Source organism: Micromonospora marincola (assembly GCF_056150385.1).
On sequence record NZ_JAXCFT010000004.1, the window covers coordinates 42,049 to 55,439 of the forward strand.

The 13,391-nt window shown below is 75.3% G+C and carries 6 protein-coding genes; 2 read left to right on the forward strand and 4 right to left on the reverse strand.

What is annotated here, in order from left to right; translation table 11 throughout:
- Nucleotides 1-480: 480 nt before the first annotated feature.
- Nucleotides 481-4,104 (reverse strand): multicopper oxidase domain-containing protein, encoded by a 3,624-nt coding sequence (locus SM450_RS11400; protein WP_474619690.1) that lies wholly within the window; start codon nucleotides 4,102-4,104, stop codon nucleotides 481-483.
- Between the two features lie 167 nt (nucleotides 4,105-4,271).
- On the reverse strand, nucleotides 4,272-5,063 hold the full coding sequence (locus SM450_RS11405) for a DNA-formamidopyrimidine glycosylase family protein (RefSeq protein ID WP_474619691.1): 792 nt from the start codon (nucleotides 5,061-5,063) through the stop codon (nucleotides 4,272-4,274).
- A gap of 107 nt (nucleotides 5,064-5,170) precedes the next feature.
- On the opposite strand from SM450_RS11405, the gene SM450_RS11410 reads away from it, so the two are divergent.
- Complete coding sequence (locus SM450_RS11410) at nucleotides 5,171-6,406, forward strand: hypothetical protein (RefSeq protein WP_474619692.1); 1,236 nt, start codon at nucleotides 5,171-5,173, stop codon at nucleotides 6,404-6,406.
- A gap of 151 nt (nucleotides 6,407-6,557) precedes the next feature.
- On the opposite strand, the gene SM450_RS11415 is transcribed toward SM450_RS11410, so the two are convergent.
- Both SM450_RS11415 and SM450_RS11420 read right to left on the reverse strand, forming a co-directional pair.
- Nucleotides 6,558-7,367 (reverse strand): SAM hydrolase/SAM-dependent halogenase family protein, encoded by an 810-nt coding sequence (locus SM450_RS11415; protein WP_474620059.1) that lies wholly within the window; start codon nucleotides 7,365-7,367, stop codon nucleotides 6,558-6,560.
- Between the two features lie 775 nt (nucleotides 7,368-8,142).
- Nucleotides 8,143-12,741: an ATP-dependent helicase gene (locus tag SM450_RS11420; RefSeq protein WP_474619693.1), complete on the reverse strand. Its 4,599-nt coding sequence runs from the start codon at nucleotides 12,739-12,741 to the stop codon at nucleotides 8,143-8,145.
- A 176-nt stretch (nucleotides 12,742-12,917) separates the two neighbouring features.
- Here SM450_RS11420 and SM450_RS11425 point away from each other — a divergent pair, with 176 nt between their 5' ends.
- The gene (locus SM450_RS11425; protein WP_474619694.1) at nucleotides 12,918-13,271 is read left to right on the forward strand and encodes a hypothetical protein; all 354 of its coding nucleotides are present in this window, start codon (nucleotides 12,918-12,920) and stop codon (nucleotides 13,269-13,271) included.
- Nucleotides 13,272-13,391: the final 120 nt, after the last annotated feature.

A 13,391-nucleotide genomic window follows, 5' to 3' on the forward strand; every position in this document is an offset into this window, starting at 1 on the left:
GAACTCCTTGATCACCGGAGTGATGGCGGCCGTACCCATGGAGGGGTTCATTACTCGCCGGCGACAGGTGAGTGCGCTACACCGCCAACTTCATGGACGCCCGGCCGGGGACGCCCAGTGACCTCGCGCGTGATCCGCCGCCGACCATCCACCGCGCCGCTCCGGCGGCCCGTTCCTCCGCCGTGCCGTTACCGTCCAAGATCTCGTACGGTCACGTCGATCTTGGACTTGCGGCTCCTCTGATATAACCTCAAAACCGACATATAGTGGCACCATAAGTCCAAGATCGAAGAAGCGACCCCGCCCAACCCGCCCGCCCTTCAGGCGCCAGCGGGCGATCATGAGGTTGGCGGCGATGTTGATCTCGGATTCCGCCGCCAACTTCATGATCAGCCCAGCCCAGCCCAGCCCAGCCCAGCCCAGCCCAGCCCAGCCCAGCCCAGCCCAGCCCAGGGAGGGGAGGGGTTGGGAAGGGGTGGGTCAGGGTGGGGTGGTGATGCTGGTGGCGGGGGTCCAGGGGGAGGTGCCCACCACGTTCGTCGCGCGTACCCGGTAGTGGTAGGTGACGCCGCGGGACAGGCCGGTGTTGGTGAAGCCGCGGCCGGTCGCCCGGAAGGTGGCCGATTCCCGGGTGAAGGCCGCGTCGAGGGCGCGCTCCACGAGGAAACCGGCGCCCGGCCCGGCCGGCGGCTCCGCCGACCAGCCCAACGTCACCGAGGCGGTGTCCGGGGCCGGCGCGCCGGCGGTGGCGGTCACGCCCGAGGGCGCGGCCGGCCGGGGCGGAACGGTCACCGTGGCCACCGTGGACCAGGGCGACGCCGCGCCCAGGTAGGTGGTGCGTACCCGGTAGTAGTAGGTGGTGTCCGGGGCGACAGCCGGGTCCAGGTGGGTCTCGCCGACGGTGATCGCGGTGGTGCCCGGCCCGCTGGTGAACGTCGGGTTCGTGGCCCGCTGCACGTCCACCCCGGTGGCGAACGAGTGGTTCGCCCAGCGCAGCACCACCCGCACCGGCGCGGCCGGTGGCACCACCGCGGCCAGTCGGGCCGGCGCGGCCAGCCGCACCGAGGCCGGCGCGCTGTTCGACCAGGCCGAGCAGCTCACCGCGTTCTCGGCCCGGATCCGGTAGTGGTAGGTGACGCCCGGGGTGACTGTCGCGTCCGTGTACCGGGTCGCGGCGGCGGCCACGGTGATCTCGGTGCGGCCGGCGGTGAAGGCGCTGTCGGTGGCGCGTTGCAGCCGGTGGCTGGTGGCGGGTGGGCGGCTTCCGTTGCCGGTCCAGGTCAGCGCGATGGCGGGCAGCGCGGTCGCCGAGCCCGGCGCCGGGGTGGCGGTCAGCCCGGTCGGCGCCCGGGGCGACACCCGCAGCACCAGCGGCCGGCTCATGCCCTGGTCGCGCAGCCCCGCCGAGCGGGTCTGCCAGCGATACTCCCAACCCAGGTTGACCAGGTGGTTGACCACCACGGCGGGCCGCCCGTCGACCGGGCTCACCGGGCCGGCGTCCAGCCGCGCGCCGGCCGGCCGGGTCGGGTCGAGCAGCCGTACGCTGTCGCCGATCCGGAACGGCAGGTCGGGCGGGACCGGGCGCAGCGCCACGATCACGTCCTCCCGGGGATTGACCCGGACGGTGTCCTTCCAGCCCAGCTCGCCCGGGTCGGGCGGGCGGAGCGTGCCGTCCCAGCCGACCCGGTTGACCACCTGCACGTCGACGCCCTCGACGTGCACCGGGTGGGTGCGGTCGGAGTCGCCGACGATCCGCCAGAGCTGGGTGCCGTCCGCGGGCGCGCCCACCGGCACGGTCGGGTCGGTCGCGAAGAGCACCTCGGTGGCCGGGTCGGCCGGGCCCAGCGGCAGGACGGCGGGGACGAGCGGCCCGGCCATCGGGTGGCCGACGCCGAGCCGGCCCACCGCCCGGCCGTGCCGGGGCTCGAACACCTGCCCGACCGACTTCACCGTCAGGGGCAGCGTGACCGGGGCGGATCCGCCGGCCGGAGTGAACGTGACCGCGCCGGCCCGCGCCGGGACCAGCGTCGGGCCGGCGGTGCGGGTGCCGAACGCCGGGTCGTACGCCGGTTGCGGCACGATCGGCGGCGGCTGGCTCTCCGCGTACGCGCCGGGTAGCCGGGCGGCGAGCCGCCGCCTGTCGAAGCGCGCCGCCGGGGTGCCGGTCACCCGGATCTGGAGCAGCGTCCGCGTGTTCGGGCCGTAGCCGGGGCGGGTCGGCGGCAGGCCGCCGGTGGCGGTGCGGTCCGGCGCGCCGGTGTGGTGGTCGTAGCGGGGATCGAACCGGGGCAGCGGCGCCGGGCAGTCGTTGTAGAGGATCAGCGTGGCGCCCGGCGGCACGGTGGAGAAGTCCACCACCACGTCGGCGCGCTCGCCGGGGGCGAGCAGCAGCGTGTGCCCGTCCACGTTGAGCACGGTCGGGTCCTGCCTGTCGTACCGGTAGTCGACAGGTCGGTTGGCCAGCACCACCGGGGCCGGGAGCAGGCCGCCCTCGTTGCCGATCTGGATCAGCTCCGGGCCGGCGGCGGCCGGGTCGGGCACGCCGCCGTCGCGGCCGTCCGCCGGCCAGTCCGCCGGCCGGCCGGGCGCGCGGACCGCCTCGACCATCGGCACCTCGCCGGCGAGCGGGTCGGCCGGCCCGCCGTCGGGCGCCCACATCGGTCCGTCCGAGGCGGCCCGGTAGAGCTGGAGGTTGAGCGCGCGGTCCGCGCAGGCGTTGAGGATCCGGAACCGGTACGCCGTCGGCGTGACCTCCAGGTACGGGTAGGCCACGCCGTTGACGAGCGGGGTGTCCCCGTACGCCTCGGGGACCGCGGAGGGGTGCGGCACGGCCGGGATCAGCGGTGGCTCGTCCGGTTCGGTGACCGGGTCGTGGTGCGGGCTCGGCACCGGGGCGACCCAGGGGCTCGACCCGCCGTCCGGGTCGTGGGTCCACGGCCCGTAGTCCCAGCGGCCGGTCGGGTTGGTGCCGCTGAGCCGGTACGGGTTCTGCCGGGGCTGGTAGACGTGCGGGTGCCAGAGGCTGCCCTTGGCGCCCCAGCGGTCCCGGTCCCAGGTCGGGTCCTGGGCGGCGAGCTGCGCGTCGTCGGGCACGAACGTCTTGTCCTGGATCACCAGCGGGAGCTGGTCGGTGGGGAGCACGCCGTCGTCCACCAGCCGCTGTTCGGCCGGATCGGTGAGTAGCCAGAGCGCGAGCTGCCCGGAGTAGGTGGTGAGCCGGGACAGGCCGAGCGTGTTGTCGTGCAGCCACATCAGCCGGCCGCTCTGGTCGTTCGGGAAGTAGAGCGTGGTGGCGCCCGCGCCCGGCGCGGGCATGTCCGGCACCGGGACCACACCCACCCCGACCGGGTACGGGGTGATCTCGCCGGCCGGGGTCACCCACTGCCACGGGTTGCCGGCGCTTGTCCACGCGGTGCGCGCCCCGGCCAGGTGCGGCACGGCGCGATTCTGCGGGTACGGCGCGGGCCCGTCGAGCGGCCCGGCGCCGGCTCCGTCGAGCGTCTCGTCGACCGGCAGGAACAGTTCGCCGGCCCGGCCGGTGGGGAGCTGGTTGATGAACTTGACCCGCACCGGCCGGCCCCGCCGCGCCACGATCATCGGGCCGAGGTGCCAGGGCCGGTCGGGCGGGCTCACCGTGTTGTGGCCGGCCGTGTCGGTGCCCAGGTTGAGCTGGCGGTAGCCGCGCAGGCGGGTGGCCGGCAGGTCCCGGTGCAGGCGCTGTGCGTACTCCTGGAGCCCGATTTCGTAGTAGTCGCAGCCCGGCCACGTGATGGTGTCGGGCACGGCGACCGGCAGCCGGGCGCCGAGCCCGGCGGTGGCCGGCCGCCCGGGCGCCGGCAGCGGGTCGACGAACTTGCGGATGCCGGTGCCGGGCACCGGCCGGCCGTCCGGGTCGAGCGCGGGCAGCGGGCTGGCGGCGGTGTTGGGCACCGGGCCGAACAGGCGCGGCGCGGCGGCCGGGTCCAGGCTCGCCGGGCTCGCCGTGGTCGGCCCGGTCGGGTTTTCGTCGGTGGCGCGGGCGGTGGGTACGGTGGGCGCGGTCTCCTCGGCGACCGTGGCGGCCCGGTCCGGCCGGCCCGGCCGGAGTCTGCGGAACAGCACCATGGCTCTCCCCGGATCGGGGCGCGCGGCCGTCACCCCGGCGTGGCGGCGTACGCGCTGCTGACGAGCGGTGAGCGGTCCATCGCAGCATGCGACGCCGGAGGGGCGAGAGGGAAGTACCCAATCGTCCGTATCTCGGGGGATGTTAGGCGGTTCGTGGAAGTTCCACGTCACTCACGTTCCGGCTGGCAGGCCGGGCACCAGTAGGTCACCCGATCGCCCAGCTCCTCCTTGCGGATCGCCGTGCCGCACCGCCGGCACGGCTGGGCCCGGCGGCCGTAGACGTAGCTGGTCCCGCCCCGGCGCAGCACCCCGGTGGTGCTCTGCGTCCAGCGGCCCCGGTTGGCCGCCAGCAACCGCTGGGCCAGCGAGACGGTGCCGGTCAGGTCGGGCACCGCGCGCACCGGTGTCCACGGCGACACCCCGCGCAGGAATAGCACCTCGCACTTGTAGAGGTTGCCCACTCCGGCCAGGTTGCGCTGGTCGAGCAGGGCCTCGCCGATGCTCTGCTCCGGATGCCCGGCCAGCCGGCGGACCGCCTCCCGCGGATCCCAGTCGGGGCCGAGCAGGTCCGGGCCGAGGTGGCCGACGAGCGAGTCCTCCTCGGCGGTCCGGACCAGCGCCACCTCGTGCAGGTGGTAGCCGACCACGACCGCGCCGGGGGAGCGGAGCACCACCCGGATCAGGTGCGCCGGCCGGGCCGTCCACCGCTCGCCCGGCGCGTACGCCCGCCAGGCGCCGTCCATCCGCAGGTGCGAGTGCAGCGTCCAGTCCCTGGCGTCGGGGTCGGCCAGCCGCAGCAGCAGGTGCTTGCCGCGGCTGGCCGACTCCCGCACGGTCCAGCCGGTCAGGTCGGTGGTCGCGAGCTGTGGCACGCGGAAGTCCGACCCGGTGAGGCGGGCCCCGGCCAGCGCGCGTTCCAGGACGCGGGCGGTGTTCCAGACGGTGTCACCTTCGGGCACGCCACCATTCTCCCCGACCGAACGAAATTCGCGTGTTTCGCTATTTGTACCTATGTTCCGATTAATTCGATTAACGGCGAGGATCAGGGAGTTCTGAGGAGAATCCCATGGCCCGTGTCCGTCGTACCTCCGTCGCCCTGACCGCCCTGCTCACCGTGGCCGCCGGGCTGCCCGGCGCCCCCGCGCCGGCCACCGCCGCGCCGGCCCGTGCCGCCGCCCCCGGATCCGAGAACTGGTCCGCCGACCTCACCGTCGCGGGCGGTGACGACGTCAACGTCACCTGGCGATCCGGCCGCCTGCGGCTGGCCGATCCCCACCCCACCGACCACACCCGGCCCGCCGCCGCGGCCGGTCCGGTCGCCGAGGGCATCCTGCTCACCGCGCCGCGCGCGCTTGACCGCCCGGCCACCCGGGTACGCGCCCGGCTGACCGCCCGCACCGGCGCCGGCGGCACGGCGGCGGCCCAGGTACGCGGCTGGCGGGCCGGCGGCTGGACCGAATGGCGGGACGCCGACGAGGCGATCTTCGACCAGCCGGTCACCAAGGTGCAGGCACGTGTCGTGCTGACCGCCCCGGACGCCGCCGCGGAGGCCGCCGTGACCGGGCTGACTCTCGCCGCCGACGCAGCCGCCGCCACCACCGCCCCGTCGGCCGTCGCGCTCACCTACCGGGTGTACGCGACCCGGATCGGTCTCGTCGGCGGCGTCACCGCGAACGGGCACACCGTCGGCGTCCGGGACCACTTCGCGGCGCTGCCCTCCCGGCGCGGCCTCTCCCCGCGCGGAACCGGTGACTACACGGTCAAGGTCTGCACCACGAGCGGAAGCCGCTGCGAGTACGCGCCGGTCTGGGACGTCGGCCCGTGGAACACCCGGGACGACTGGTGGAACCCGTCGAACGTCCGGGAGAACTGGCGGAACCTGCCGCAGGGGCTTCCCGAGGCCCAGGCCGCCTACCAGAACGGATACAACGGTGGGCGGGACCAGTTCGGGCGTACCGTGCGCAACCCGGCCGGCCTCGACCTGGCGGACGGCACGTTCTGGGACGGGCTGCGGCTCACCGACAACGCGTGGATCACCGTGACCCTGCTCTGGACGGCCGGCGGAATCCGGGGCGTGGTCGGCTCCGGGCCGCTGAACCTGCGTACCGGCGCGGGCACGTCGTATCCGAGCCGCGGCCTGGCCGCCACCCACGCGCAGGTGCCGATCGACTGCTATGTGACCGGGCAGCGGGTCGCCGGGCCGTACCGCACCACGACCCGGTGGTACCGGTTGGTGGGCGGGCTGTACGTGAGTCACGCGTACCTGTCCACGATCCTCGGTGGCACGGCGCCACGCTGCTGACGGCGTCCCGGCCTGGTTGGCCGGCTCGGGGCCGACCTTCGGACCGACCCGACGTGGACTGGTCGGGCGGCGGCCCGCCTGGCCGGTCCCGGTGGCGGGCTCGCCTCGCCGGGTCTGCCTACGCTGAGCCGGGGCGGCGGTCCGGGGCGGCTCAGTCGCCGGTCACGGTGAGCACGTCGCCCGGCCCGACGCCGAGCAGGTCGACGGCGCGGCCGGTACGCACCGCCACCGCCACCAGCGCGGCCGAGTCGACGTACACCACCAGCTCGCCCGGTGCGGCGTCGCCGAACGTGCGGCCGTGCACGGCCGGCCGGCCGCTCACCCGCACCCGACCCGGCAACCCGTCGAGCAACGCGGCCGGCGCGGCGAGCTGCACGTTGCCGAAGTGGTCGACGGTCACCACCTCGGCGCGGAACCCGTCCGCGTCGGCGTGGACCACCGGCTCCGGCAGCCGGACCAGGGCCGCCGGGTCCACGCCCGGCCCGGCCCCGGCCAGCGGCGAGCCCATCGCCAGCCGGGCCGCCACCGGCGCGAACACGTCCCGCCCGTGGAAGGTGCGGGAGACCGTCGGCGCGAGCCACCACTCCGGGTTGGTCAACTCCACCGCCTCGGTCACCCCGCCGAGCGCCTCCGCCGCCGGCACGAGCAGCCCGTTGTCCGGGCCCACCAACAGCCCACCGGGCGTGGCGAGCGCGACCCCACGCCGCTCGGTGCCGACCCCCGGGTCGACCACCCCGACGTGCACCCCGACCGGCAGGTACGGCACCGTCTGCGCCAGCACCGCGGCGCCCCGCCGGACGTCGGCCGGTGGCACCAGGTGCGTCACGTCGATCACCCGGGCGGTGGGCGCGAGCCGGGCGAGGACCCCGTGGCAGGCCGCCACGAAGCCGTCCGCGAGCCCGTAGTCGGTGGTCAGCGAGACAACCGGCCCGTTCGCCGGTGGTGGATCGTCCGGATGGATCGCCACCGGCTCCTCCTCCCCGTGTCCGGCAACCCTAGCCAGCCCTCGGCCCGCCCTCCGCACCGTCCTCGCTCACTCCCGTCCGTCCTTCCGCGTCCCTCCCTCGGTCCTCTCCACATGCGTCCTCCTTCCGCCCTCATCCTTCCGCCCTCATCCTTCCGTCTTCTCTCCTTCCGTCTTCTCCCCTTCCAGTCCTACCCTTCTGTGCCTTACTCCTTTCCGTTCCTTCTTCCCTTTTGTCCATTCCTCCTTTTGTCCCGCCTCCGGCCCCGCCGATTCCGGACCTCAGCATCACCCTTCGAATCCACAGTGCAGGATTTCGCGTCCATTAAGTAGGATCCCGCAGATCTTGGTACGAAATGGCCCCCAGAGGGGCCATTTCGTACCAAGATCTCGTAGCCAGCGGGCAGGCGTGCCGAGTTGGGGCGACCGTCGGGCCGATCGGCGCCATTGGGGCCATCGGGGTGGGAACAGGTGCCGGGGCGGGGGTGAAGACCATGTGCCGCAGGTCCGAAGCCGCCGTGCCGCAGGTCCGGAGGCGCCGTGCCGCAGGTCCGGAGGCGCGGGGCCGGAGGCGCAGGGTCTGACATTCGGGTCCGGAGCCTACGGGTAAGCCCAGGGAGGGCCTGCTCCATCGGGTAAGCCCAGGGAGGGCCTGCTCCATCGGGCAAGCCCAGGGAGGGCCCGCTCCTCGGGCCAGCCCGGAAGGGCCCGCCCTCCTCGGGCCCGCAGGGCCGGAGGCTGGGCGCGAGTGCCGCAGGGGCCGGCGGGGTGGTCAGCCGCGTAGGCGTAGGCCCCGGGGAGTGGCCCGGAAGCCGGCCGCGGTGAGCGCGTCGCGCAGCGGGGAGGAGTGCACCGCCTCGCCGTCGGCGCGTTCCACCGAGATCGCGCCGAGCGCGCCGGAGTGCACCGCGTCGGCGAGCGCCTTGCCCGCCGCGCCGAGCGTGTCGGTGTCGTCGGTGAAGGAGAGGATCGTCCGGCCGCCCCGCTCGACATAGAGCACCAGGTCGCCGCCGACAAGCACCACGAGCGCGCCCGCCTTGCGCCCGGCCCGGTGCCCGGTGGCCGGTGCCGCGCCGTCACCCGAGTCGACCACACGTTCGGGCCAGGGCAGCGCGGCGCCGTACGGGTTCGCCGGGTCGGTGGCGGCGAGCACCACGGTCGGCCCGCCCCCGCTCCGACCGCCGTCGGCCGGGTCGGCCAGGGCGCGGATCCGGTCGACGGCGCCGGGCACCGCGAACTGCGCCGCGCCGAGCCCTTCGACGAAGTAGCCGCGTCGGGCCGCCCCGCGTTCCTCAAGCGCGGACAGCACCGGGTAGACCGCGGCGAAGCCGCCTGTGACCTGCTCGGCCATCACCGCGCCCCGGGTCACCACGCCGTGCCGTTCGAGCAGCAGGTCGGCCAGGGCGGCGGCCCGCCGGGTCGGGTCGAGGTCGCGGTCGGGCAGCCGGGACCAGCGGCCGGCCATGGTCGGCGGGCCGCCGCGGCTGGGCAGCGCCACCCGGCCGGGGCGGCGGTAGCGGGTGCGCGGGGCCGACGGCCGGGACCGGTGCGCCCCGCCGGCGCCAAGCGCGGCGCGCAGCGGCGCGAGTGTGTCGTTGGTGAGGTGGCCGGCCCAGACCAGGTCCCACACCACGGCCGACAGGGCGGCGTCGTCGGTCGCGCCGACCCGGTCGGACAGCGAGCGGAAGAAGAGCGCCTGCCCGTCGGCGAGCGCGTCGAGCACGGCCTCGTGCGGCGGGGTGAGCGTCAGGGCTTCGTCCGGTGGCGGCAGCAGCAGGGGCGCGACGTCGGCGTAGGCAAGCGTCACCCACCCGTCGCCGCCGGAGATGGCCCCGGCGCCGGCCCAGAGCACCTCGCCGCTGGCGCACATCTCGTCGAGCTGGGCGGGCGAGTAGTCGGCGACTCGGGCGGGCAGCACCAGGCGTTCCAGCGCCGACGCCGGCACGGTCACGCCCTGCAACTGCTCGACGGTGGCGGCGACCGCCTCGACCCCCCGGGCCGACGAGCCGACCTGCTGCCAGCGGGGCAGGAACGCGGCAAGCGCCCGGGGCGGCACCGGCTCGATCTCCCGGCGCAGCGCCGCCAGGGAGCGGCGGCGCAGCAGGCGCAGCACCTCGGCGTCGCACCACTGCGTGCCGACGCTGTCCGGGGCGAACTCGCCCGAGACCACCCGGCCGTTCGACGCGAGCCGGCGCAGCGCCTGCTCGACCACGAACACCCCGAGCCCGAACCGGGCCGCGCAGGTCGCCGCCGCGAACGGGCCGTGGGTGCGGGCGTACCTGGCGACCAGGTCGCCGAGCGGGTCGGCCACCGGCGTCAGGTATGCCTCGGCCACCCCGACGGGCAGCGCCACCCCGAGCGCGTCGCGCAACCGGGCCGCGTCCTCGACGACGACCCAGCGGTCCTCGCCGGCGATCCGCACCCGCAGCACCCGGCGGGCCGCCGCCAGCTCCGCCGGCCACTCCTCCGGCACCCCCCGCTCGGCCAGCTCGGCCGGACTCAGGTCGCCGACCACCCGGAGCAGCTCGACCACGTCCTCGGCGTCGCGGGGCCGCCGCTGGTCAGTGCGCCAGCGCAACTGCCGTTCGGTCTCGGCGAGCACCGCCGGGTCGAGCAGTTCCCGCAGGTCGACCCGGCCGAGCAGCTCGCCGAGCAGCCCCGAGTCGAGCGCCAGCGCGGCGGCGCGCCGCTCGGCCAGGGGGGCGTCACCCTCGTAGAGGAACGCGCCGACGTAGCCGAAGAGCAGCGACCTGGCGAACGGGGACGGGCGTTCGGACTCCACCTCGACCAACCGGACCTTGCGGGCGGCCAGGTCGCGCATCAGCTCGGCCAGGGCCGGCTGGTCGAAGACGTCCTGGAGGCACTCCCGGGCGGCTTCGAGCGTGACGGGGAAGTCCGCGTATTCCCGGGCCACGTCGAGGAGCTGCGCGGCGCGTTGGCGTTGCTGCCACAGCGGCTGCCGGCGGCGCGGGTCGCGGCGGGGCAGCAGCAGCGACCGGGCCGCGCACTCGCGGAACCGGGAGGCGAACAGCGCCGACGTGCCGACGGACTCCTCGACGAGCTGGGCGACCTCGTCCGGGTCGAAGACCACCACGTCCGCGCCGGGCGGCTCCTCGGCGGTGTCCGGCAGCCGGACCACGATGCCGTCGTCGGAGGGCATGACCTGCGCGTCCACGCCGTAGCGCTCGGCCAGCCGGCGACCGATGGCGAGCGCCCACGGGCCGTTGACCCGGGCGCCGAGCACCGAGTGCACGGCGAGCCGCCAGTCGCCCAGCTCGTCGCGGAACCGTTCGACCACCACCGTCCGGTCGTCGGGCAGCGACCGGGTGGCCGCCTTCTGCTCGCGCAGGTAGGTCATCAGGTTGCCGGCGGCCCAGTCGTCGAGCCCACCGGCGCGCAGCGCCGCCACCGCGTCGGCGTCGGACTGCCGCAGCAGCGCGCGGACCCGGGCGCCGATCGCCCGCCCCAGCTCGACCGGGCGGCCGAGCTGGTCGCCCTTCCAGAACGGCATCCGGGCGGCCTGACCCGGGGCGGGGGAGACAAGCACCCGGTCGGGGGTGATCTCCTCGATCCGCCAGGACGACGAGCCGAGCAGGAACACGTCGCCGACCCGGGACTCGTAGACCATCTCCTCGTCCAGCTCGCCGACCCGGGCCGCCCGCTCGGCCCCGGCCAGGAAGACCCCGAACAGGCCCCGGTCGGGGATGGTGCCGCCGCTTGTCACGGCGAGCCGCTGGGCGCCGGGCCGGCCGGTCAGCACGTCTGTCGCCCGGTCCCAGACCAGCCGGGGCCGCAGCTCGGCGAAGGCGGTGGACGGGTAGCGGCCGGAGAGCATGTCGAGCACCGCGTGCAGCGCCGAGTCGGGCAGCTCGGCGAAGGGCGCGGCCCGGCGCACCAGCACGGCCAGGTCGCCGAGCTGCCACGGCTCCAGCGCCACCATCGCGACGATCTGCTGGGCGAGCACGTCGAGCGGGTTGCGCGGGTAGTGCAACTCCTCGATCGCGCCGACGCCCATCCGCTCGGCGACCACCGTGCAGGAGAGCAGGTCACCGCGGTGCTTGGGAAAGACCACGCCCCGGGAGACGGCGCCGACCTGGTGCCCGGCCCGGCCCACCCGTTGCAGCCCGGCCGCGACGCTCGGCGGCGCCTCGATCTGCACCACCAGGTCGACCGCGCCCATGTCGATGCCCAGCTCCAGGCTTGAGGTGGCGACCACGGCGGGGAGTTGGCCGGACTTGAGCGCCTCCTCGATGTGCTTGCGCTCCTCCCGGGAAACGCTGCCGTGGTGCGCCCGGGCGATCACCGCCGGCGCGCCGGCCGCCGCGCCGGACTGCGCCATCACCTCGGCCGGCTGCCGGGGCACGCGCACCGGCTCACCGCCCGGCGCCACGGGGCTGCCCTCCGGCGCGGTCGCCGCCTCCGCCTCCTCGGCGGCCAGCTCGTTGAGGCGGGCGCAGAGCCGTTCGGCGCCGCGCCGGGAGTTGGTGAAGACGATCGTGGACCGGTGCGCGCGGATCAACGCGAGCACCCGCTCCTCGACGGCCGGCCAGATGGAGGGCCGGCGCGGACCGGGCCCACCCAGCGCGTCCTCCGGTGGCTCCTGCTCGTCGAGGCGGGTCATGTCCTCCACCGGGACCTGGACGCTGACCTCGATGGTCTTGTCGGCCGGCGGCTGCACCACGTCGACCGGGCGGGCGCCGCCGAGGAAGCGGGCGCAGACGTCGATCGGTCGGACCGTGGCGGAGAGCCCGATCCGTTGGGCGGGCCGGTCGAGCAGCGCGTCCAGCCGTTCCAGGGAGAGGGCCAGGTGGGCGCCGCGCTTGGTGCCGGCCACCGCGTGCACCTCGTCGATGATCACCGTGTCCACCCCGCGCAGCGAGTCCCGGGCGGCGGAGGTGAGCAGCAGGAACAGCGACTCGGGCGTGGTGATGAGCACGTCCGGCGGGGTGCGGGCGAAGGCCCGGCGTTCGTCGGCCGGTGTGTCGCCGGTGCGCATGCCGACAGTGATCTCCGGCGGGACGAGGTCGAGCCGGGTGGCGGCCTGGCGGATGCCGATGAGCGGGGTGCGCAGGTTGCGCTCCACGTCGACGGCGAGCGCCTTGAGCGGGCTGACGTAGAGCACCCGGCAGCGTCGCCGGGGATCGGCCGGCGGTGGCTCCTTGCCCAGCCGGTCGAGCGACCAGAGGAACGCCGCGAGCGTCTTGCCGGAGCCGGTCGGCGCGACCACCAGGGCGTTGCGCCCGGCCGCCACCGCGCGCCAGGCCCCCTCCTGGGCCGGAGTGGGCGCGGCGAACGCCGCGGTGAACCACTCCCGGGTCGCCGCGCCGAAACTCGCCAGCACCCCGCCTGCCGGGGCCGCCTCGTCCACCACGCCCCCATCCTGCCGCGCCGGTACGACATCCGGCTCGGCAGCGGTTGGTTCTGTCCCGCCCCAATCATTCCCGCCGGGAATTAGGCAATTGTCACGTTAAGTCTTACTTAACTGCTTGCTCGTGAGCGACAACATAAAGTAACTTCACTCGCAACGCGGCGTGGGTGGAGGCGTGGATGACCGTGGAGGATCGGGGCTTCAGGCCCGGCACCGACGTGCTCATTCGCAAGGTCGACAGCCGGCTCGCCGTGCTCCGCGCCGGCCTGCACGGCCCGGAGCTCGAACTGGCCGAGGAACTGGCCCGGCGCCTGCGGGAGATGGTGGTCGCCACGGCCCGCTCCAGCGCCGCCGACCGGGCCCTGGTGCGGGCCGCGGTGCACTACTTCGTCCTGCGGCGGGAGAGCCGGGACGCCCGGCTGCCGCTCCGCTCGCTGGCGGGCGCGCAGCGCGTGGTCGACCGGACGGCCCGCCAGCTCAACCGTCCGAACCAGGCGGCGCAGTCCCGCCGGAACGCCGCGCCCTTCCGCTGACGGCCCCCGCCCGGCGGCGACCGAGGACCGCGCGTCGCGGACCGGCGCGGGCCCGGGCCGGGGCAGCGGGGTGGGTGGGTTTCGGGGAAAACGGCGCGGCTGAGGGATAAGTGGCGTCTG